At 43.0% G+C, this 20720-nt stretch carries 19 protein-coding genes; 6 read left to right on the top strand and 13 right to left on the bottom strand.

Going from position 1 to position 20720, the window contains the following annotated elements; genetic code table 11:
- The gene (locus HFD85_RS12015; RefSeq protein ID WP_167609825.1) at nt 1-711 is read left to right on the top strand and encodes a VTC domain-containing protein; all 711 of its coding nucleotides are present in this window, start codon (nt 1-3) and stop codon (nt 709-711) included.
- 16 nt (nt 712-727) lie between these two features.
- Here the strand turns inward: HFD85_RS12015 and HFD85_RS12010 are convergent, their stop codons facing one another.
- Together HFD85_RS12010 and HFD85_RS12005 are read right to left on the bottom strand one after the other, a co-directional pair.
- A complete protein-coding gene (locus HFD85_RS12010) occupies nt 728-1627 on the bottom strand; it encodes a hypothetical protein (protein WP_167609822.1) in 900 nt (299 codons plus the stop codon).
- Between the two features lie 3 nt (nt 1628-1630).
- On the bottom strand, nt 1631-3076 hold the full coding sequence (locus HFD85_RS12005; protein ID WP_167609819.1) for an MBOAT family O-acyltransferase: 1446 nt from the start codon (nt 3074-3076) through the stop codon (nt 1631-1633).
- Between the two features lie 275 nt (nt 3077-3351).
- Between HFD85_RS12005 and HFD85_RS12000 the strand changes: the two genes are divergently transcribed.
- Nucleotides 3352-4788 (top strand): glycosyltransferase, encoded by a 1437-nt coding sequence (locus tag HFD85_RS12000; protein ID WP_167609816.1) that lies wholly within the window; start codon nt 3352-3354, stop codon nt 4786-4788.
- A 10-nt stretch (nt 4789-4798) separates the two neighbouring features.
- On the opposite strand, the gene HFD85_RS11995 is transcribed toward HFD85_RS12000, so the two are convergent.
- From HFD85_RS11995 to HFD85_RS21845, 11 genes are all read right to left on the bottom strand, one after another.
- Nucleotides 4799-7186: a heavy metal translocating P-type ATPase gene (locus HFD85_RS11995; RefSeq protein ID WP_167609813.1), complete on the bottom strand. Its 2388-nt coding sequence runs from the start codon at nt 7184-7186 to the stop codon at nt 4799-4801.
- A 160-nt stretch (nt 7187-7346) separates the two neighbouring features.
- On the bottom strand, nt 7347-8108 hold the full coding sequence (locus tag HFD85_RS11990) for a sulfite exporter TauE/SafE family protein (protein ID WP_206081963.1): 762 nt from the start codon (nt 8106-8108) through the stop codon (nt 7347-7349).
- A gap of 50 nt (nt 8109-8158) precedes the next feature.
- Entirely contained in the window at nt 8159-8602 is a 444-nt protein-coding gene (locus tag HFD85_RS11985) for a FixH family protein (RefSeq protein WP_167609810.1), read from the bottom strand.
- A gap of 58 nt (nt 8603-8660) precedes the next feature.
- Nucleotides 8661-10022, bottom strand: a complete 1362-nt coding sequence (gene ccoG, locus HFD85_RS11980) for a cytochrome c oxidase accessory protein CcoG (RefSeq protein WP_167609807.1) — start codon at nt 10020-10022, stop codon at nt 8661-8663.
- A 41-nt stretch (nt 10023-10063) separates the two neighbouring features.
- The gene (locus tag HFD85_RS11975; protein ID WP_167609804.1) at nt 10064-10651 is read right to left on the bottom strand and encodes a cbb3-type cytochrome c oxidase N-terminal domain-containing protein; all 588 of its coding nucleotides are present in this window, start codon (nt 10649-10651) and stop codon (nt 10064-10066) included.
- An 11-nt stretch (nt 10652-10662) separates the two neighbouring features.
- Complete coding sequence (locus HFD85_RS11970) at nt 10663-10857, bottom strand: cbb3-type cytochrome c oxidase subunit 3 (RefSeq protein ID WP_167609801.1); 195 nt, start codon at nt 10855-10857, stop codon at nt 10663-10665.
- Entirely contained in the window at nt 10841-13303 is a 2463-nt protein-coding gene (ccoN, locus tag HFD85_RS11965) for a cytochrome-c oxidase, cbb3-type subunit I (RefSeq protein ID WP_167609798.1), read from the bottom strand. The genes HFD85_RS11970 and ccoN overlap by 17 nt, the downstream gene beginning before the upstream one ends.
- 10 nt (nt 13304-13313) lie before the next feature.
- Nucleotides 13314-13493, bottom strand: a complete 180-nt coding sequence (gene ccoS, locus HFD85_RS11960; RefSeq protein WP_167609795.1) for a cbb3-type cytochrome oxidase assembly protein CcoS — start codon at nt 13491-13493, stop codon at nt 13314-13316.
- 6 nt (nt 13494-13499) lie between these two features.
- Nucleotides 13500-14378, bottom strand: a complete 879-nt coding sequence (locus tag HFD85_RS11955) for a c-type cytochrome (RefSeq protein WP_167609792.1) — start codon at nt 14376-14378, stop codon at nt 13500-13502.
- A gap of 5 nt (nt 14379-14383) precedes the next feature.
- Nucleotides 14384-15742 carry an NrfD/PsrC family molybdoenzyme membrane anchor subunit gene (nrfD, locus tag HFD85_RS11950; RefSeq protein ID WP_167609790.1) on the bottom strand — a complete coding sequence of 453 codons (1359 nt, stop codon included), beginning with the start codon at nt 15740-15742 and terminating at the stop codon, nt 14384-14386.
- A 21-nt stretch (nt 15743-15763) separates the two neighbouring features.
- Complete coding sequence (locus tag HFD85_RS21845; protein ID WP_167609787.1) at nt 15764-16681, bottom strand: 4Fe-4S dicluster domain-containing protein; 918 nt, start codon at nt 16679-16681, stop codon at nt 15764-15766.
- A gap of 654 nt (nt 16682-17335) precedes the next feature.
- Between HFD85_RS21845 and HFD85_RS11940 the strand changes: the two genes are divergently transcribed.
- The 4 genes from HFD85_RS11940 to HFD85_RS11925 are packed head-to-tail and all read left to right on the top strand — an operon-like array spanning nt 17336 to nt 20718.
- On the top strand, nt 17336-18154 hold the full coding sequence (locus HFD85_RS11940; protein WP_167609784.1) for an SCO family protein: 819 nt from the start codon (nt 17336-17338) through the stop codon (nt 18152-18154).
- A gap of 10 nt (nt 18155-18164) precedes the next feature.
- Nucleotides 18165-19778, top strand: a complete 1614-nt coding sequence (locus HFD85_RS11935) for a cytochrome c oxidase subunit I (protein WP_167609781.1) — start codon at nt 18165-18167, stop codon at nt 19776-19778.
- Between the two features lie 17 nt (nt 19779-19795).
- A complete protein-coding gene (locus HFD85_RS11930) occupies nt 19796-20419 on the top strand; it encodes a cytochrome c oxidase subunit 3 family protein (RefSeq protein ID WP_167609778.1) in 624 nt (207 codons plus the stop codon).
- 11 nt (nt 20420-20430) lie between these two features.
- Nucleotides 20431-20718 carry a cytochrome C oxidase subunit IV family protein gene (locus tag HFD85_RS11925; RefSeq protein ID WP_167609775.1) on the top strand — a complete coding sequence of 96 codons (288 nt, stop codon included), beginning with the start codon at nt 20431-20433 and terminating at the stop codon, nt 20716-20718.
- Nucleotides 20719-20720 lie beyond the last annotated feature (2 nt).

The raw sequence follows: 20720 nt of genomic DNA, 5'->3' as shown, positions 1-20720 counted from the left end.
ATGGTAAACGGCTATACAGAGTTAAATACCTATCGTTTCGAGCGTAAATTTATTGCGCCCAATATGTCGCGCCTGGCCACCGAGTTGGTCATTAAGCAAAACCAGGCATTTTTTTCTTCCGTATACCAACCCCGGCGCGTGAATAACATTTATTTCGATACCCCGGGACTGGATTGTTTTTTCGATAATCTTTTTGGTCACGGAACCCGCTGGAAATGTCGCCTGCGATGGTATGGCGATGTATTCGGAACTATTGAATCGCCGATATTGGAATTCAAAATAAAAAAGGGATTGGTAGGCACAAAACGCTCGTATAAAATGCCGGCTTTTCATTTTGATAAAAACAATTTTACCGTTCAGGATATCGACTACCTTTTTTCGAACGGAAACCTTCCTGATGATGTGCGTGAGCGGGTGGCAAAACTTCAGCCTGTTTTACTTAACTCGTATGAACGAAGCTACTTTGAATCGAGGAATAAAAAGTACCGCGTAACCATCGACGATAAACTGGAGTTCTATAACCTGCGGCGTGGATGGAACCATTTTGGCCGGCCTTTTACCGAGGACTTTAAAACCGTGGTTGAACTGAAATACGATGAGGAATGGAACAACGAGGTTGATCTGATTACAACTCAATTTCCGTTTCGTTTAGATAAAAACTCGAAATTCCTGGCCGGAATGATCCATTTCAGAAGTGAAGTTCCCGAGTAGCTATATCTTTAAGCTATCAATTTGAAATTTCGTCTTTTAACATTCGCGCTAATACTTCCGATCCCTTATAATTCACATGATCCTGATCTCTGAAAAAGTGTGTACTGTCGGGGAATGCATCTGTAAAGTCGAGCACAGGCAGATCATGTTTCACAAACACCGAATCAGCTTTATACGATTTATCGCCCATCGCATAGATAAACTCAGCAGGTAAGGGAAATTTTATGCCGTAAACGGCAACATCATTTTTTGCACAAATAACGATCATTTCTTCCAGCGTATTGTTTAACTTTTCCGATTGTTTCTCATCCGGGAATTGTGTTTTAACCCGCTTAACACTTCTTGCTTTCAGCTGTTCATCGGGAATTGTAGAAATATCAAAATTGTCGAAGTTGCGCGGTACTTCACTTTGTATACGGCTGATAAGATACTTTTTGAATAATTTTGAGTTTTTGGTTTGTAAGAGGGGAAAATATGGAAGAATATTTTTTTTCACCCAAAAATCGAAATGTTTGATTGGGTAATACTTGTTGTAGTCCTTGTAGGTTGAATAGTACAACGATCGGCTTCTGTTTGTCCAGTCCTCGCGGTATTGCGACAGAGTGTGGTTATCGACACAAATGTATACGGTGTCGGCAAGGTGATTCCGCAGCAGGTATTTCAGTTTTAAGGCCGAATCGAAATAAGAATCAGTATCGTAAGCCAGGTTGAAGATTTTTAATCGATCGAGGTCGGTTTGCCGGATGGCTTTGGCATGCGAATCGCCAAGTAAAAAGCTACGGTAATTTTGCATTTCACGTTTTGGAATAAAATAGCCTTTGTACAAAAGTGGTTCGGCTATAAACCGGTAGGCCAGCAGGTTGACCAGCAAAAATAAAATTGAAAAATACAGTAATCTCCGTATAAATACTTTCATGGTTTAAAATTGAAAGTAAATGAATTCGTAACCAGAGTCGAAATCTCCAAAAAGAAAGATCACCAAAATAATTAAAGTGTAGAGCGACCACCGCACCGGTCGTGTAAAACGGTATTTTACCTGAACTTCCAGGGCATGTTGCTTTTTACGCTCAATCCACTCGATGATGACAAGAATCGTAATGAGGATCAATATTTCGGAAGGGAATATTTCGGGACGTTTAAATAAGGATGTGCTGAAAATGCCTTTCAGATAAATGAACGCATCCTTAATGCTTTCGGCCCTGAAGAATACCCAGGCTAAAGTGGTTATAAAAAAAGTGAACAACATTTGAAGCAGCTCCTTGAGTGATGGAAAGATCGTGTTGGCCGCAACCTGGTCGATATTTTTTCGGTTTTGCTTTCCCAATAATAAGGGAATAAAGAACAAGGCATTGATAAATCCCCAGGCTATGAATGTCCAGTTGGCGCCATGCCAGAATCCACTTACAAGAAATATAATAAATACATTTCTCACTTTCTGCCACAAAGAGCCCCGGCTTCCACCCAGCGGAATGTACACGTAGTCGCGAAACCAGGTAGACAGCGAAATGTGCCAGCGCCTCCAAAATTCTGCAATGTCTCTCGAAAAATAGGGAAGAGCAAAATTCCGCATTAGGTCAAATCCAAACAGGCGAGCGGTGCCAATTGCAATATCGGAATATCCCGAGAAATCGCCATAAATCTGAAATGCAAATAAAACGGCACCCAGTAAAAGCGTACTGCCAGAGTACTGGTCAGGGTTGGAAAAAATTTCATTGACGTAATAGGCACAATTGTCGGCGATTACGATCTTTTTAAACAGGCCCCACAGAATCTGCCTCATTCCATCAGTTGCTTTGGCCTGATCGAAAATTCGCTCTTTGCTAAACTGAGGGAGCAGGTTTGATGCCCGTTCTATTGGCCCCGCAACCAACTGTGGGAAGAAGCTGACAAAAGCGGCAAAATCAATCAGTTTTTTGGTTGGTTCTATTTTTCTTCGGTACACATCGATGGAGTAACTTAAAGTTTGAAAGGTATAGAAACTAATTCCTACGGGTAAAACAATATTAAGTCGGTTGGGCGCAAAGTTTTTTCCCATTAAAGTAAAAGCCTCGGCAAAACTGTCGATGAAGAAGTTGAAATATTTGAAATAGGCCAGAAATCCGATGTTCACGAATATGCTGACCAGTAGTAAAATCCTTCTTTTTTTGGGGTTATCGGATTCACCCAATTGAATGCCTACCAGGTAATCGACAAGTGTACTAAATGCAATAAGCGATAGGAAGCGCCAATCCCACCAACCGTAAAAGAAGTAGCTGGCAATTAATAACAACACATTTTGCCGGCCTGTCGATTTGTTGGTGACAAACCAGTATAGCACAAAAACCACCGGTAAAAAAATGGCAAATTCGATCGAATTAAAAAGCATATTCTGTGCTGGTTTCTTTAAGAACAGCAAAAATAGAATAAATTGTAACTTTTATATTAGCCGTTAGAAATTTGTTGATGCCAATTTGTAATAATTCACCAATGCTTCTTGGCATAAGTTTCAACAATAGATTTCTAAATGGATTAGCACATTTGCTACAATGATTATTCAACCCATTGTGTAATGCCGTTTAACTATGGTGGATAGTTTTATTAATGCATATGAAATTGTACATTTACGGCTCAAATTTTTGCAACAACTAGCCAAAATTACTTATGGATATTTACAATAAGAAGAAGGAACAGCTAAAATCATACTTCGATTTAGCGGCAAAGACTCGTGTTAAGTACCGAAAGAAGAAAAGCTATTACTGGGATAGCATCACGGAATATTGTGATTTTTTTATTCATCCGGAATCCTCTGTTTTGGAGATTGGTTGTGGCACGGGAGAATTGTTAAATAAGATAAGTGGCCAATATAAAACCGGGATCGATTTTAGTGCGAACATGGTTGAGGAGGCAAAGGCTCAGTTTCCCGATATCGAATTCATTTGTATGGAAGCCGAGCAGATTCAAATCGACAGAAAATATGATGTGATTATCCTTTCAAACCTGACGGGTTACCTTCTCGATATTCAGTCGGTTTTTGAAGAACTGCATAAGGTTTGCCACGCCGAAACTAAAATTATTGTCACTTACTACAATTCAAGTTGGGAACCCTTCATAAAATTTGCCGAATTCATCGGAATTAAAAAGAAGGGACCAAAACAAAGCTGGATCTCGAAAAAAGACATGGCCAACCTACTTTATCTGTCAGGTTTTGAAGTTTACAAGCAAAACTCATCCATGCTCTTCCCATATTACATTCCGTTAATATCCGGTTTCTTGAATAAGTTTTTATCGCGGTTGCCCTTGTTTAATTTGCTGGCTTTAAATCAATATACCTTTGCTCAACCCATTTCTAAACAGTCAAAAGAAAAAATAGAAGAGGAATATTCAATTACCGTATTGATTCCGGCAAGAAATGAAAGTGGCAATATTGAAAATGCTATTTTGCGTCTACCAAAATTTGGAAAACACATCGAGATCATCTTTGTTGAAGGAAACTCAACCGACGATACCTGGGAAAAGATTCAGGAGATGCAAAAGAAATATGAAACAACTCACGATATAAAAGCGATTCAGCAACCCGGAAAAGGAAAAGGAGATGCAGTAAGGGCCGGATATGACATTGCTACCTGCGATATTTTAATGATCCTGGATGCCGATTTGACTGTTCCGCCCGAGCAGTTGCCAAAATTCTATTACGCACTGGCACAAAACCAGGGTGGATTTATAAACGGGACACGTTTAATTTATCCGATGGAAAAAAATGCCATGCGTTTTCTGAATACGCTTGGGAATAAATTCTTTAGCATAGCTTTTAGCTGGTTACTCGAACAGCCGATTAAAGATACTTTATGTGGAACGAAAGTGATGTTTCGAAAAGATTACCTGAGGTTAGCAGCTAACCGTTCGTATTTTGGCGACTTTGATCCGTTTGGCGATTTTGATTTACTTTTTGGAGCCTTTAAGCTCAACCTGAAAATTATAGATATGCCAATCAGGTACCAGGAAAGAATTTATGGCGACACCAATATTTCAAGGTTTAAACACGGTTTGCTTTTGTTGAAAATGTGGTGGTTTGCCTTATTCAAAATCAAGTTTAAATAAGACATCTTTTCTACAATTTTACCTTTCCGGCCAAGCGTGTAACAAAGGTTGCAAACGCAACTACCGAAACCGAAGATATTGGCATTAAAATGGCCGCGACCACCGGCGAAAGGTTTCCGGTGATGGCAAAACTAATTCCGATAATGTTGTAGAAGAAGGAGATAATGAAAGCCACTTTTACAATGCTTAGCGATGTTCTGGTAAAACGGATAAATCCTGCCATTTTACTGAATTGTTGCGCCTCGAGCACTGCATCGCTGGCAGGCGAGAAGTGGTAAGCTTTGTCTGCAATTGTTAAAGCCACGTCACTTTGCATCAGCGCGCCGGCATCATTCAATCCGTCGCCAGTCATCAGCACTGTTTTTCCTTCGTTTTGAAGTTTTTTTATGAATTCAGCTTTGTCGCCCGGCTTTTGGTTAAAGTGCATGTTCTCAGCATCGAAATATGATTTCAGATTATCGGCTTCGGCACTGTTGTCGCCCGAAATCAGGTACAGATTAAAGTTCCCGTTTAACGATTTCAATACCTTGTCGAGACCGCTGCGGTACTGGTTGCTAATGGTAAAATGCCCTTTAACCTGGTCGTTGAAGGCCACAAATACCGTTGAAGACGGCCGGCTGCTTCCCGATGATTGATTGGAAACATATTCTTCCGAACCGATACGAACTTCCAGCTTGTTTACTTTCCCGAAAATACCGCGTCCGGCAACCTCCACAACATGTTCGGGAGCGTGGTAGGTACTGCCGTTAAAGTTTTGTGCCAATGCCGTACTAAGCGGATGTGTGGATTGTTTAGCCAGGGAAAAAACCACTTCCTTCTCAATGTCGCTGAGCTTCTCTCCAATATAATCAACTTGGTTCTGGTTGGGTTGTGTTAATGTTCCGGTTTTGTCGAACACAATGGTATTGATGTGCGACAGCTTTTCGATAACGTCGGTGTTTTTGATGTACAAACCTTTTCTGCCAAAAATGCGCATGGTGTTTCCAAACGTAAACGGAATGGAAAGCGCCAGTGCACAGGGGCACGCCACAATCAGCACTGCAGTAAATACAAAAACAGCGGTGTGTGTTTCGCCTTTCAATGCCCAGTATGTAAATCCACCAATGGCAATGGCAATAACGATCAGTGTAAAATATTTGCTGATTCGGTCGGACAGGTTTTTTAGCGAATCGCTTGGTTTGTGGTAAACCGTGTCCTGGTTCCAGAGTTTGGTGAGATGACTCTGGTTCACTTCTTTTTTCACCCTGATTTTTATGATACCACCCATTTGCCGGCCACCGGCGTAAATAAAGTCGCCAAGGTTTTTTACCACGGGCGTCGACTCGCCGGTAACAAAACTGTAGTCGATCCGGGCATCTCCTTCAATCAGTTCCGAATCGGCAGGTATCAGTTCTTTGTTGCGAATGATCAGCACATCATCCACTTCAATTTTTTCAAGCAGAATACTTTCTTCAATTTGCTTATTGATTTTGGTAACGGCAATCGGGAAATACGATTTGTAATTGCGTTCAAACGATAGCGCTTCGTAGGTTTTGCTTTGAAACCACTTTCCAACCAGCAGAAAAAATATCAACCCCGAAAGGCTGTCGCTGTAACCGGGACCGATTCCCGACATCACTTCGTAAGAGGTAACCGCAAACAAAACGATGATTCCGAGTGCGATCGGCAGATCGATGCTGATGTTTTTCTTCAGCAGGTTTTTGAAAGCTGAAATATAATAATCGCTTCCACTGTACAGCGCCACCGGAATCACGAGAACATAACTAAGAATGTTGAAGAGTGACTGCAGTTTATCGCTGAGCGGTTCGCCATTAAAGTATGCCGGTAAACTGTAGGTCATTACATTCACAAAAACAAAACCGGCCACTCCGATCTTGTACAGGAGGGTTTTATACGACTTGTCGTCTTTTTTGTCTGATAGGCTTTGCGAAAGGTCCGGAATATAGTGAATGGAAGAAAGCAGTTCTACCAGTTGCCGCAAGGTAATCTGGCTTTCATCAAAAGTTACATCCACCTCCTTTTTTGTAAAATTGACAAAGGAATGCCGGACGCCGGAATGCAGCTTCTGCAAATGCTCAAGCAGCCAGATACAGGAGGCACAATGAATTACGGGGATGTAAAAACGAACTTTGGAAATGGTCCCCTCGGTAAAAGAGATGAGTTTTTGTTTTACCTCGTCGTTGTCGAGAAAAGCATATTTGTTGCCAAACTCAGTGGTCTCAACTTTAATCCCAGGCGTTTCTTCAAGCTGGTAATAATTGTAAAGCTTGTTCTCGTTCAGGAGCTGATAAACCGTAAGACAACCATTGCAACAAAAGTTCAGGTTTTTCCATTCCACGGGCTCTTTTCCGCAATCGGCTCCGCAGTGGACACATGTATTGTTTTGTTGTTGTTTCATTCTCCTTTTAATGTCTAAAGGTAGTTCTGGAGATTGCTTCGCCTGCGGCTCGCAATGACAATACATTTAAAAAAGGGGAGTTAGGCAGGCGGCTCTGCCGCCTGCCTAACTCCTCGTCCTAACCTGATTTCGTCATTGCGAGGAGGAACGACGAAGCAATCTAGTCTACCTTGCAACAATCTCCCTTCGACTCTTCATGCAATTCAGCTGATTCTGACTGAAGACTTTTCTCAAATTTCTGCTCAATCTTTTTTTTTGGCGGGCTAAGATAAGGAATTCCAAGGCTAAGACCGCGAAGTATAAACAGAACTCCAACGATTACCACCAGCACCGGAATAAGTTTGTTGATGCGTTTTCTCACTGTCAGGCTCAATATGTTTCCGGCCAGCGAAATGGCCAGCAGCATCGGGATCGTACCAAATCCAAACAAAATCATATACAGCGAACCTTCAACAACACCCCCGGTTCCGATTGCTCCGGCAATGGCCATATAAACCAGGCCGCAAGGCAATAGCCCATTCAGCATGCCAATAAAAAACAAGCTTTGGAACGAACGGATGGCAAACATTTTCGCGATGGTGCTTTTTAGTTTGCCAACAAGTGATAACCAGCTTTTGTCCATCCGGTACTGATTTTTAAACAGGGCAGGGAAGAGCACCGAAATGATCATGATAGCGCCCATAATCACCGATACTTTCTGCTGAAATCCTATGAGTTGAAGACCTTGTCCCAGCAAGCCAAAAATGGCTCCCATAATTCCGTAGGTAATCGTTCGGCCGAAGTTGTACAGGGTGCCTCCAAATATTTTCTGTGGAACGGTGTTTCCGTGAAGTGGAAGTGCTATGGCAATTGGCCCGCACATTCCGGCACAATGAAAACTTCCCATAAGGCCAAGAAGCAGGGCTGAGAATAAAATGGTCATGGCTGATGAAATGAACTTAAGTTAGTAATTGGATTCTAAAGATAACGAAACTATTGCACATTTACAGGGCGGCTGACTTCGTATTTTGTACCATCAGTATACCACGAAAACTTGAGGATATAACGCCCGTTAATTAAATCGGCTTTTTTGAACTGAACAGAAGAACTGTGTGCTGAAACCGACGCGGTAATGTCCTGTTCTTTGTCGGATGGACGGTACAGGTACATGCTGCCCGAATCAATTTTTGCTGCTAATTCAGAGGCAATTGCAACGTTTAAAAAGTCGTTATCGGTGTTAATGGTAATCGAGTGATTATATGGTTTTGAGCGTTCGATCACCCGCATTTGTTCCGAGTAATCAACTCCTTTTTCGTAATAATCCTTGTGTACCAGATTCACCTGCTGCTTCGAGGCAAAAACGATAAACACTGCCGATGCTGCCAGAAACAACACCAAAAAAAGAAAAATCCCTGTTCCCCACGTAAACTTCTTCATATCAACTGTTTCTAATTTTCTTTAAACTGAATACTGAACACTGCGACTGTAAACTGTACTACGGTCCTACAAAAGTGGTTTGATACGTTTCCATTAGTTTTCCATTGCTGTAAATCCCGAACTTCACTTCGGTTTTATCGCCTGTAATTTCTGCCTTCGGAATGTATAAAATGAAGGTAGATTCGTACATCGACTGGTCTTTAATAGTCATTTTATTTCCTGCCAGTTGTATTCTTCCCTTGTGCGACAAAATCTTAAGTTCAAGCGGCATTTCTTCATGCGTTTTGTTCACCACTTTTATATTGTACACGTTCGAATAAGTGCTGTCCTGTTCCTGGTATAGCAATCCCGGAGTACGCAAAATAGTCGTTTCAATCTCAGGACGACTGGCAAGCGTGTAAACAAAAAACGAGAAGATGATAAGCAAAACAACCGAGTAAGCACGGTTTCGTGCATTCCATATTTTTGTATGTCCTCCCTTTATCGACGCTTCCGAAGCATAACGAATGAGTCCCGGAGCTTTGCCGGTTATCTTCATTACTTTGTTGCACTGATCGATACAGGCCGAGCAATTGACACATTCCAACTGGGTGCCGTTTCTGATGTCGATTCCGGTAGGGCATACCGAAACACATTGTTTACAATCGATGCAATCGCCTGTACTTCTTGGCCCGCGTGGTTCGCCACGCTTGTAATCGTAAGCCACCATAATCGATTTCGAATCGAGCAGAACACCCTGCATCCTTCCATAGGGGCAAACCATGGTACAAATCTGTTCCCTGAAAAAGGAGTAAATCCAGTAGAATACTCCTGAAATCAGCAGCATAATGGCAAAACCTCCGAGGTTTTTACTGATCGGTTCGCGAATCATTTCCAGCCAGTGTTCGCTGCCGATAAACCACATCAGAAAAACGTTGGTCATGGCTACTGAAATGAGAATGAATATGCCGTGTTTGAGTGTTTTTTTGAAGATCTTTTTAACGGTCCACGGACTGTTATCGAGGTGAAGGCGTTCGCGGTAATCCCCTTCAATCAGGTATTCAATCCGGCGAAAAACCATTTCCAGGAAAATGGTTTGCGGGCAGGTCCAGCCACACCATAAGCGGCCGTAAGTAACCGTGAACAGAACGATGAACAGCACAAATGACAACATCAATAAGGCCAAAATGAAAGTATCCTGTGCCCAGAAGATGGCGCCAAAAATTATGAATTTGCGATTGGCAATATCGAGGAGAACCAGCGGATTTCCATTTATTTTTATGAAAGGAACACCAATCCAGAATGCCAGCAGGATCCAGGCAACGATGGTTCGGCGGGTCCACCATTTTCCCGAAGGTTTTTTGGCGTACACCCATTTCCGTCCACCGCGTTCGTTCATGTTGATGGGGCGGTCTCTGAATGTCAACTCCTCGATCGACATATGTTCAATTTAATCAGAAAAAAGGGGAGGCCCCCTTTCTTTTATGAATTATCTCCGGTATTACAAACTTCTCCCTGAGGTGCTTTCGCATTGGCCGGATTGGACCCAACAAGACTAATTACATAACTAGCTACTTTCTGAATCTTTTCGTCACTCAACTGGCTCTTAAACGGTGTCATCCCTTTCGACGGTTCACCGTTTTTAATAACGTTGAAAACATCAGAAATGCTGCAGCCGTGAATCCAGTGGTCGTCAGTCAGGTTTGGACCGACGGCATTTCCTTCACCATTCATTCCGTGACATGCCATACAGGCCATTTCGGTATAAATTTGTTTGCCTTCTGCCAGCGACACTTCATCGGTGAAGGCAACAAGATCGTCGGCAGAAAGTGACGCGATCTGGTATTTTTCATCGTGTTGTGCCGATTTATACGCGTATTCCTCATCCTGATGCTTTCCTTGTTTCAACCAAAAAAAGTAGGCAGCGTAAATGATCGACCATCCAATTGTAACGTAAAAAAGCAGCATGATCCACCGTGGAGGCGGGTTGTCCAACTCCTTAATTCCATCGTAATCGTGATCGGTAATATGATCTTCGTGTTCTGTTACGTTCTTTTTTTCTTCCGACATAGCTTTAAAATTTAGTTTGAAGTTGTGACCTCTTCGGATTCTCCATCCATCAAAATTGAATTCTTTATCTCTTCCATGTCGCTATTTTTCATTCGCATGGTACGAATAAAAATGACAATGAAAAGTGCTACAAAAATCAGCAATCCAATGATGTAAAAAATCCGGATGCCCTCAATGCTCGTTAATACTTCACTTACTATTTTCATCTTGCAAAGTAATTAAGACATAACTTGTCAGTTGTGTTATCTGTTTCTCGGTAAACATGGTTTTGTAAGGAACCATTCCTTTAGCCACATTTCCTTCCGAAATTTGATGGAAGACAGCACCGGGAGTATTCCCGTGAATCCACTCCTCATCGGTGAGGTTCGGGAAAGTTGCGATTCCCTTGCCATCTGCACCGTGACATGCCACGCAGGTATTCTGGAAAAGCTGTTTGCCAGCCGCCAGGTCTTCCGGATTATTCAGTAGCTGAACTTCTTTAAATTCAGTAGAAGCAGTTTGTATTGTATCGGCCGGAACTTCTGTACCGGTTGAAATATCGCGACCCAGTTTGTGCATGTAGGCGATCATTGCCACCATTTGTTTTTTAGGATCGATTTCAATTCCCGATGCTTTCAAGTCGTCTGAAATGCCCTGTGCCTGCGCCAGCAAATCATCTACTGCTTTTTTGTCGTAACCTTCTTCGTAAGGTACTCCGAGTTTCTGCATTGCCCTGATCTTTTTGGGCGTTTGGCTCAGATCGATATTTTTAACGGCCAACCATGCATAATTCGGCATGATGGAAGCCTCATTCATTTTTTGCGGATCCATAAAGTGGTTGTAGTGCCATGCCGCATTTTTGTACATCGGGCCGCCAACAACACCAGCACGAGCAAGGTCCGGGCCGGTTCGGCGCGATCCCCACTGATAAGGGTGATCGTAAACGAACTCGCCTATTTTTGAGTATTCTCCGTAGCGGTCGGTTTCCCAACGGAACGGACGAACCATTTGCGAGTGACAGACATAGCAGCCTTCTTTTACATACAGATCGCGGCCTTCGAGTTCGAGAGGCGTATATGGTGTTACTGAATCGAGCGTTGGTACGTTCGATTTAATAAAAATCATCGGGATGATCTCCACCGCACCACCTATCGACAGGGCAATAAATGTAAGTATGGAGAATCGAACGGCTTTTCTTTCCAGCCAGCGGTGAATGGTTTCGCGAACCGGATTACGACTTCCGGCCGGCACCAGAGCAGGTGCTTCCGATGCTTCGTTATTAACAAAGCTGCCGGCTGCCATAGTCTTTGCCAGGTTGAATACCATGATCAGGAATCCGGCAAGGAACAATACTCCGGCTACTACTCTCACTGCATACATCGGAACGATCTGCGTAAGTGTTTCCAGGAAGTTCGGATAAGCCAAAAATCCTTCGGGAGTGTATTCGCGCCACATCAGCCACTGGGTAACTGCTGCCCAGTAAAGCGGGATGGCATAAACCAGAATTGCTAAAGTTGAAATCCAGAAATGGATATTGGCCAGTTTTTCGGAGAAGAGTTTTGATTTAAACAGTTTTGGAACCAGCCAGTACAGCATTCCAAATATGATACCGCCGTTCCAGCCCATACCGCCAATATGAACGTGGGCAATGGTCCAGTCGGTAAAGTGTGTGATCTGGTTCACGGTTTTAAGCGACATCATTGGCCCTTCAAAAGTCGACATACCGTAAGCGGTAACACCAACCACAAGGAACTTTAATGCGGCACTGTCGCGAACCCTGTCCCAGGCTCCACGCAGGGTCAGTAATCCGTTTATCATTCCACCCCAACTTGGTGCAATCAGCATGATCGAGAAGGTAACTCCAAGTGCCTGTGCCCATTCAGGTAAAGCCTGGTACAACAGGTGGTGCGGGCCTGCCCACATGTAAAGGAAAATGAGCGACCAGAAGTGAATGATGGATAATTTATACGAATAGATGGGCCGGTTTGCAGCTTTGGGAAGGTAGTAGTACATCAATCCAAGAAATGGTGTAGTAAGGAAAAATGCAACGGCATTGTGACCGTACCACCACTGCACCACTGCATCCTGTGCCCCGGCGTAAATCGAATAACTTTTGAACAGCGAAATGGGCAACTCAAAGGAGTTAACCACATGCAAAATAGCAACACCGAGGAAGGTTGCCAGGTACCACCAAATGGCGGCGTAAATGTGCTGCACACGACGTACAATTATTGTCCCGATCATGTTCCAGCCAAAGGCCACCCACACCAGTGTAATAAGAATATCGATCGGCCATTCCAACTCGGCATATTCTTTTCCGGTTGTGAAACCGGCCAGCAAGGTTACTGCTGCCAGCACAATGATCGTTTGCCAGCCCCAAAAGTGGAACTTACTCAGCGCATCGCTGAACATGCGTGTTTTCAGCAATTTTTGCATGGAGTAGTACACCCCGGCAAAAATAGCATTACCCACAAACGCAAAAATAATGGCATTGGTGTGTACCGGTCGAAGACGGCCGAAAGTGGTGTACTCTAATCCGAAGTTAAAAATCGGAAAGGCCAATTGCAGGGCAGCAATCACACCAACCAGGATACCGACAACTCCCCAAACCAGGGTAGCCAGGATAAACAGCTTGACTATTTTGTTGTCGTAATAAAATTTTTGATTTTCCATATCTTGGATCTTATGTCGTTTGTTTTTCTTCGTTGTTTGAATCTTCTGTTTCGTCATCGTCGAATAACATCCTTATCGATGGAGTTTCATTATCATCGTACTGCCCCGAACGCACAGCCCAGATAAAGGCTCCCAAAAAGATGAGGGCGGCCAGTAAACTTACTCCTATCAATAAGTAAAAGATATTCATCGTGCGTTATTTTTTACCCGCTTTCCAGATTTTGAAAATCTGAAATACCACATAAGCGATCGACAACCAGGCTGCTCCAACCGCACCGAGATATGAAAGCAATAACCACGATTGAACATTTTCATTCGTCGACCAAAGAATTTCTTTTCTGATCAGCTTTGGAAGCGGTTTCGGCTGACCAACTTTTGCCGCATCCAGCACAACCTGGTCGGTAATGAAGTTGTCTTCCAATTCAACCACAATATTTACCAATCCGTTTTCGTCGCCAATCAAGGTTTCCGGAACGACAAACTCAGCACGGCCATCTTTATTGGTAAGTACTTCGCCGATGGGCAGGTTCCCAAAGGCTTTTTTTGCTGAAATTTTCACAGTAGCTTCGGGAAGTTCAACAAATTGTTTGTCGGTATTTTCTACTTCAGCAAAAATCTCCACTTTTTTGTCGGCCTCGTTAACTGAAGCTAAGAGTTTGGCTTTTTTCGGGGGAGCTTCCACCAAAACCGGCTCAACGTCAGGATTGTAGTTTCTGATGAAATTTACCAGGCGCCAGCGGTCGTCTTCCGAAATTGTTGTTTCGAACTGAGGCATTCCCCCGCGACCATGCGTAATTCGGTAGAACAACTCACCCGGAGTATTGGCTTGCATAATATCTGAAGTAACATCAGGTGGAGGAGGTACCAGGGGCAATCCGTTGTGTTTACCCACATCGCCGTGACACGATTTACAGTTTTTCATGTAAAGGTCTTTCCCTTTCTGTACATTGGTCAGATTATAGGGCAGCGGATTTTCAACACTTTTATATTCATCAGGAACAATCCATTCCTGAGCCATGCCTTGTACTGCAAGAACCAGTACTAAAACGAATAGTAGGTATATCTTTTTTGTCATCTTGCTTACTTTTTAGGTTCAGAAATGATTTCCCTTGGGATGCCTTTTTCTTCAGCGTATTCCCAAATGGTTATCACCGGGAACATTTTAGCCAGCACTGTAATGATCAGTAAAGCAGCCATAAACGAGAATAAGGTGATCATGATTTCGATACTCGTAGGTGAATAATGTTTGAAGTGTTCAGGAACATTCTGCACTGGCAGAAAGGGGTGTTCCAGCGTTGGAATTACAATAATGTAACGTTTGAACCATGAGGCCACCAACACGAAACCTGAAATGATGGTCAGCGGCAGAGGTCTTCGGAAGAATTTCATCAGCATCAGCAAAATAGGGAAGATCAATCCTAAAAGCTGAGTCGACCAAAACATCAAAGCATATCTTCCGGTAAACAGGTTGGCCAGGTGAATACCTTCTGCAGTTTTCATTTTATAACCCGGAACCAGGAATTCGTTGATATTAAAATAGAGGTAAACCAAACTCACAAATACAAGCAGTTTACCCATGTAATCGAACTGAAGTTCGCCAAAATATTCTTTCAGCCCGTAACGGTTTCGGTAAGCATACATTACAATAACAACGGCTGCTGAACCGGCAACAAAGGCTCCGGCCACGAAATAAGGGCCAAAAATGGTAGTATCCCATCCCGAACGCAGTGTGGCAGCGAACAGCCACGAAGTAACGGTGTGGATGGAAAGCCCAACAGGGATGATCAGCAGCATTAAAATGCGCATGGCATGATAAACCAGTTTATACTGCTCGGCATTTCCTTTCCATCCTAATGCAAGAATGGTGTATATTTTCATTTTCCACTTCGGAATATCGTCTGTTCCTTTGTCGCGCAACAAAGCCAGGTCGGGTATTAGCGGAATGTAGAATAACAACACTGAAATGGTAAGGTAGGTGGTTACAACGGTAACGTCCCAGATAATTGGCGATGCAAAACGACCATGCAGAAACACATTCAGAAAACGGTCGGGACGTCCCATGTCGTTAATAATAATGATACCGGCCAAAGCTACTCCTGCAATGGCAACTTGCTCGGCTACCCTTGAAATGGGTTTCGACCATTGTATTTTTAGCAGGTGCAGCGCCGACGAGATCAGAAATCCAATCAGACTAATGGCAACAAAAAACACAAAGTTAGCAATGTACATTCCCCACGAAACGTAGTCGCGCATTCCTGTAACGCCCAGTCCGTCGCGGATTTGGATGCCCCATCCCCACAATCCAACTGCGGCAAACATGATGAGGATGAAGTACCAGAAATTGGTCAGCTCATCCCGCTTCACGATCGATCGTGTGAGGTCGTAGGTAATTTTATCCAATAGTTTCCGGGATTCTTCCGGAGATTTTATTTTTTCCATCGTTTAAAGATTAGTCAGATTTTAAGAATGATGCTCTTCGATTTCACCCTGGAAAGGGAAAGCCCTGTCTTTGGGCGGCAGGTAATATACGCGTGGTTTTGTTCCCAGTTCTTCCATGAGCGTATAACCGGCATTATCTTTTATCAAATCACTGAATTTGGTTGTTTCGTGCGTGGTACCATTTGTAACTGCATCTTCGTTTTGGTCGCCAAACCAGTAAACACCGTTCGGGCAAGCTGAAACACACGACGGAAGTTTTCCATCGCGTAAACGGTCGGCACTGAACAAACATTTTGAAATGGTTCCTTTTTTCTGCGGAACATTGGCCTCAATATTATAGGTAACGCCTTTGTATTTATCGGCATCGCGCGGTTCGAACCAGTTGAATACCCTTGCTGAATAGGGGCAGGCTGCAATACAGAAACGGCAGCCAATGCAACGCTCGTTGTCGATCAGCACAATACCGTCTTCACGCTTGAATGTGGCATTAACCGGACACACCTTTGTACATGGCGGATTGTCGCAATGCTGACAAGGTTTTGGCATGTAGTAAGGTGCCGTATTTTCGGCATCCTGCATTTGTAGCACGTTAATGTGGTGCTGTTCCGGACGGAGTTGGTGGTGGTTCTGACAGGCTTGCATACACTTTCGTGCATTCCGGCATTTCGACAGGTCGATAACCATTACAAACTTACGGTTCGGCAACCCTTTTCGTCCCCGTTTTTGATTTTCCTCCAGGCTTGGCATGTCGGCCGGTTTCAGTTGCGATTTGTCAACTTTAACCAGCTCACCGCTAGATGTTAACAGCGTAATCGTGTTGCCGTCTGTTGTTTCAACCTGAGTACATGAATTTAAAAGTGTGGATCCTCCAACAACTCCTGCAGCACCGATAGATGCTCCAAGAGCTTTTACAAAGCTTCTGCGCGATTTCTTTTCCATAAACTGACAATTTTCGTACGTGGAAATTAAGCCTGAAATAGTTCTATTCTTTACGAAATTATAAAATAAGCCCTAAGCAACAAACTTAATTTATGGAATAACAAGAATAAAAGACAAAAAAGTCCAAAATAACTAATAATGAGTAAGTTAGGTGTTATCGAGACCTTGCAATTTTTTTTGAAGCAATAATTGATTGATAGTGAATAGAAATGCCGAAAACCGGATAATTTTTTTTTATTCCTTGCATGAACAATTCAAAAACTCGTGTGTTTTACTTGGTTTTTCTGTATTCTGGCCCCCGATTTCAACTGAATATAATCTTTAATCCTATGTGTTGTAAAACATATTCTAAATAACGATCGCAAGGCGCGCTGTTGCATAAAATAAGTGAATGAGGCCGATTTTAGCATTAGTTTTCAAATAGTTTAAAAATTTGATGTAAGGCAAATATTGAACATATGATTGAATATTGCTTGGTGAAATAACGATATTTGGGTAAATATGTAAGAAACAGGGCTTTTCAATAAACATTAAAGGGCTTTTTGGGTTTAATAAACTGATAAAAATTAAACCGGCGGGAAAACAGCAGTCATTAATATCTTGTGTTGATAGATGTAGTTGGTCTGCTCAATTCCCGTGAAACGATTAGAAAAAATGAGAAATCAACTTTTCTACAATTTAACATTAAGCTTATTACTCGTTATTGGAAGTATGGTTTCAGGATCGGCTCAAAGCATTATCAATCCTGCTGCTACCGACGATGATGTGGAAATAGGTATTGTTGAACACCTCGATGAATACGTCCCTGACAGTATTCGCCTGATCAATGAACAGGGAGAACAAGTTTGGCTGGCAGATCTGTTAGACAAACCAACCGTTTTGAATTTTGTGTACTACCGTTGTCCCGGTATTTGCAGCCCGCTGATGGAAGCTGTTGCCGGTGTGATGGACAAAGCTGATGTGGTTCCCGGAAAGGACTACCAGGTACTGACCATTAGTTTCGATCCGGGTGAAACCATCGATTTGGGTATTCGAAAGAAAAAGAATTACCTGAACCTGATGAACAACGCCGACAAAATTGAAGCCGCACAAACAGGCTGGCGATTTTTTGTGTCGGACAGTGCCAGTATTGCGAAAGCTACCCAGGCCACAGGATTTAAGTATATTAAGACTGGTAACGATTATACGCATGCTGCTTCATTAATTGTTTTGAGCCCCGACGGAAAAATCACCCGTTACCTGAACGGTTTGTATTTTCTTCCTTTCGAATGGAAAATGGCAATTGTTGAAGCTTCAAAAGGAGAATCGGGACCAACAATCAACAGAGTATTACGATTTTGTTATTCATACGACCCGGAAGGGCAAAGCTATGTGCTGAATGTAACCAAAATCAGTGGCACGCTGATTTTGTTCTTTGCCGTAGTTCTGTTACTGGTCATGGTACTAAAACCAAAAAGAAAAAAATCAATTTAAACAAAACTTTATGCAAACGAGTAGCGCTGTTAACGGAGCAAATTATCTGACCTATCAAGGGAAATATAAGGGTTTGCTCGGATGGATTTTTTCGACCGATCACAAACGGATCGGGTTGCTTTACATGTATTCTATTGCCACCATGTTTGCCACCGGACTTTTGCTGGGGCTGGCCATGAAATTTGAATTGCTGGCACCGGGTAAAACCATTATGGAGGCACAAACCTACAATGCCACTTTTACGGTGCATGGTGTAATAATGATATTTATGGTGGTGGTTCCGGGTTTACCGGCGGTATTTGGTAACCTGATGCTTCCATTGATGATTGGCGCGAAAGATGTAGCTTTCCCAAAATTGAATCTGTTGTCGTGGTGGTTGTATGTTACCGGTGTATTTCTGGTACTTGCTGCCTTGCTTTTTGGCCCTGGTGCACCTGACACCGGCTGGACATTTTATGCACCCTACAGTTTTAAAACCGGTACCAATCTGTTACCCGCTGTTTTTGGGGCTTTCGTGCTTGGTTTTTCATCTATTTTAACAGGCTTGAACTTTTTGGTGACCATTCACCGCTTACGTTGCCCGGGCTTGAAATGGACCAAACTACCGCTTTTTGTTTGGACACTTTACGGTACGGCCTGGATTCAGCTACTGGCCACTCCGGTGGTGGGAATCACCCTGGTTCTGGTAGCACTCGAACGTGTATTTGGCGTTGGAATTTTTGATCCGGCACTGGGTGGCGACCCGATTCTGTATCAGCACCTGTTCTGGATCTATTCACATCCGGCCGTTTACATAATGATTTTGCCGGCCATGGGTGCCATTTCTGAGATCATTCCAACATTTGCGCAAAAACACATTTTTGGTTACAAAGCCATTATTGCATCAACCATGGCAATTGCTTTTGTGGGTTACCTCGTTTGGGGCCACCATATGTTTACTGCCGGAATGAGCGGAACAGCACAATACTATTTCTCGCTGCTTACATTTATTGTGGCCATTCCAAGTGCTATAAAAGTATTTAACTGGATTTCAACCTTGTATAAAGGTGCAATCAATGTACAAACACCTTTTTACTGGGCAATATCGTTTATTTTTGTTTTCATGGTCGGTGGATTAAGTGGACTCGTTTTAGGCGCACTGGCAACCGACGTTCATGTGCACGATACTGCCTTTGTTGTTGGCCACTTTCATTATATTGTGTTTGGCGGAACAGGCTTTGCCTTTTTTGCTGCCATGCACTATTGGTTCCCCAAAATATTCGGAAGAATGTATGATAAATCGTGGGCCAATATTGGCTGGCTGGTTTTTACCATCGGTTTTCTGGCGCTTTATACCCCGATGTTCTACCTCGGAATAATGGGAATGCCGCGTCGTTATTACGACTACCTCGAAGAATTTCATGGTGGAAATATTCTGAGCACCTTTGGCTCGTGGGTATTGGCAACCGGTTTTGTCATCATTGTTGTTAACCTGATCAGGTCGGCACGTAAAGGTGAACCGGCTGAAAAAAATCCATGGCACAGTAAAACGCTGGAGTGGACTGTTTCATCACCGCCTCCGGTACTCAATTTTGATGAAGAGCCTGTAATTGGCGAGAACGACGGACCTTACAATTACAAATAAACTTAACTGAACGGATTATGGAACATGCGCATCATGTAGAGCATCCCGATATGTACGACGAGGAATCGTCGAAGATTGGAATGTGGTTATTCATTTTTACAGAACTTCTGCTGTTTGGGGCCTTGTTTGTGGTTTACGCAGTTTACCGCTACATGAATCCCGATGCTTTTCACCTGGCAGCCGAAGAATTAAACCGGATGATAGGTGCAATAAATACCATCATTCTTTTGATAAGTAGTATGACGATTGCCATGTCGACAACGGCATTGCGGAAAGGACATCGGAAACTGGCAATCGCACTGGTAAGCATAACATTCCTTATTGGGTTAGCATTCCTTGTCAATAAATATTTCGAGTGGGGCGTAAAATTCTCGCATGGAATCTGGCCGGGCTCAGAGCACATGCTCAACGAAATGAGCCAGGGAGAGATCCTGTTCTTCGGCCTCTATTTCGTAATGACAGGTTTGCACGCGCTGCACATTATTATTGGAATGGCCATCATGGTATTTGCCATCAGAGGATTGATAAACGGAAAAGTTCAAATCGACCGTCCGTCCTTGCTCGATAACTGTGGTCTTTACTGGCACCTTGTCGACTTGATCTGGATCTTCCTTTTCCCACTGTTTTATTTAATTCATTAAAAACCGAGCTTATGTCAGGAGATAAACCACATATTGTACCGTATCGCGTGTATTTGATAATCTTGGTGGCGCTTATTGCCTTAACTTTAGGATCGATTTGGATTACCAGCATCGAAATGGCCGAATACACAGTAGCAGCGGCCCTACTTTTTGCTGTAGTTAAATCTTATCTCGTCCTAACTTATTTCATGCACCTGAAATACGACAAGCGATATATAAAAGCCATGGTCGGATTTGTATTCGCCATCTTTTTAGTTGTGATCATCATTACCTTTTTAGATTACCTATTTAGAGCCTAGCT

It is taken from the genome of Maribellus sediminis, from assembly GCF_011799805.1.
Taxonomy (GTDB): Bacteria; Bacteroidota; Bacteroidia; order Bacteroidales; family Prolixibacteraceae; genus Draconibacterium; species Draconibacterium sediminis_A.
This window is presented reverse-complemented; position numbering and strand designations above follow the sequence as displayed.

Excerpts from the sequence above, each read along its gene's own strand:
- HFD85_RS11955 (WP_167609792.1), bottom strand. The coding sequence starts at position 14,378 with ATGACAAAAAAGATATACCTACTATTCGTTTTAGTACTGGTTCTTGCA.
- ccoS (WP_167609795.1), bottom strand. The coding sequence starts at position 13,493 with ATGAATATCTTTTACTTATTGATAGGAGTAAGTTTACTGGCCGCCCTC.
- HFD85_RS12000 (WP_167609816.1), top strand. The coding sequence starts at position 3,352 with ATGGATATTTACAATAAGAAGAAGGAACAGCTAAAATCATACTTCGAT.
- ccoN (WP_167609798.1), bottom strand. The coding sequence starts at position 13,303 with ATGGAAAATCAAAAATTTTATTACGACAACAAAATAGTCAAGCTGTTT.
- HFD85_RS11925 (WP_167609775.1), top strand. The coding sequence starts at position 20,431 with ATGTCAGGAGATAAACCACATATTGTACCGTATCGCGTGTATTTGATA.
- HFD85_RS21845 (WP_167609787.1), bottom strand. The coding sequence starts at position 16,681 with ATGGAAAAGAAATCGCGCAGAAGCTTTGTAAAAGCTCTTGGAGCATCT.
- HFD85_RS11930 (WP_167609778.1), top strand. The coding sequence starts at position 19,796 with ATGGAACATGCGCATCATGTAGAGCATCCCGATATGTACGACGAGGAA.
- HFD85_RS11975 (WP_167609804.1), bottom strand. The coding sequence starts at position 10,651 with ATGTCGGAAGAAAAAAAGAACGTAACAGAACACGAAGATCATATTACC.
- HFD85_RS11970 (WP_167609801.1), bottom strand. The coding sequence starts at position 10,857 with ATGAAAATAGTAAGTGAAGTATTAACGAGCATTGAGGGCATCCGGATT.
- HFD85_RS11985 (WP_167609810.1), bottom strand. The coding sequence starts at position 8,602 with ATGAAGAAGTTTACGTGGGGAACAGGGATTTTTCTTTTTTTGGTGTTG.
- HFD85_RS12010 (WP_167609822.1), bottom strand. The coding sequence starts at position 1,627 with ATGAAAGTATTTATACGGAGATTACTGTATTTTTCAATTTTATTTTTG.
- HFD85_RS11990 (WP_206081963.1), bottom strand. The coding sequence starts at position 8,108 with ATGACCATTTTATTCTCAGCCCTGCTTCTTGGCCTTATGGGAAGTTTT.
- ccoG (WP_167609807.1), bottom strand. The coding sequence starts at position 10,022 with ATGTCGATCGAGGAGTTGACATTCAGAGACCGCCCCATCAACATGAAC.
- HFD85_RS11940 (WP_167609784.1), top strand. The coding sequence starts at position 17,336 with ATGAGAAATCAACTTTTCTACAATTTAACATTAAGCTTATTACTCGTT.
- HFD85_RS12015 (WP_167609825.1), top strand. The coding sequence starts at position 1 with ATGGTAAACGGCTATACAGAGTTAAATACCTATCGTTTCGAGCGTAAA.
- nrfD (WP_167609790.1), bottom strand. The coding sequence starts at position 15,742 with ATGGAAAAAATAAAATCTCCGGAAGAATCCCGGAAACTATTGGATAAA.
- HFD85_RS12005 (WP_167609819.1), bottom strand. The coding sequence starts at position 3,076 with ATGCTTTTTAATTCGATCGAATTTGCCATTTTTTTACCGGTGGTTTTT.
- HFD85_RS11935 (WP_167609781.1), top strand. The coding sequence starts at position 18,165 with ATGCAAACGAGTAGCGCTGTTAACGGAGCAAATTATCTGACCTATCAA.
- HFD85_RS11995 (WP_167609813.1), bottom strand. The coding sequence starts at position 7,186 with ATGAAACAACAACAAAACAATACATGTGTCCACTGCGGAGCCGATTGC.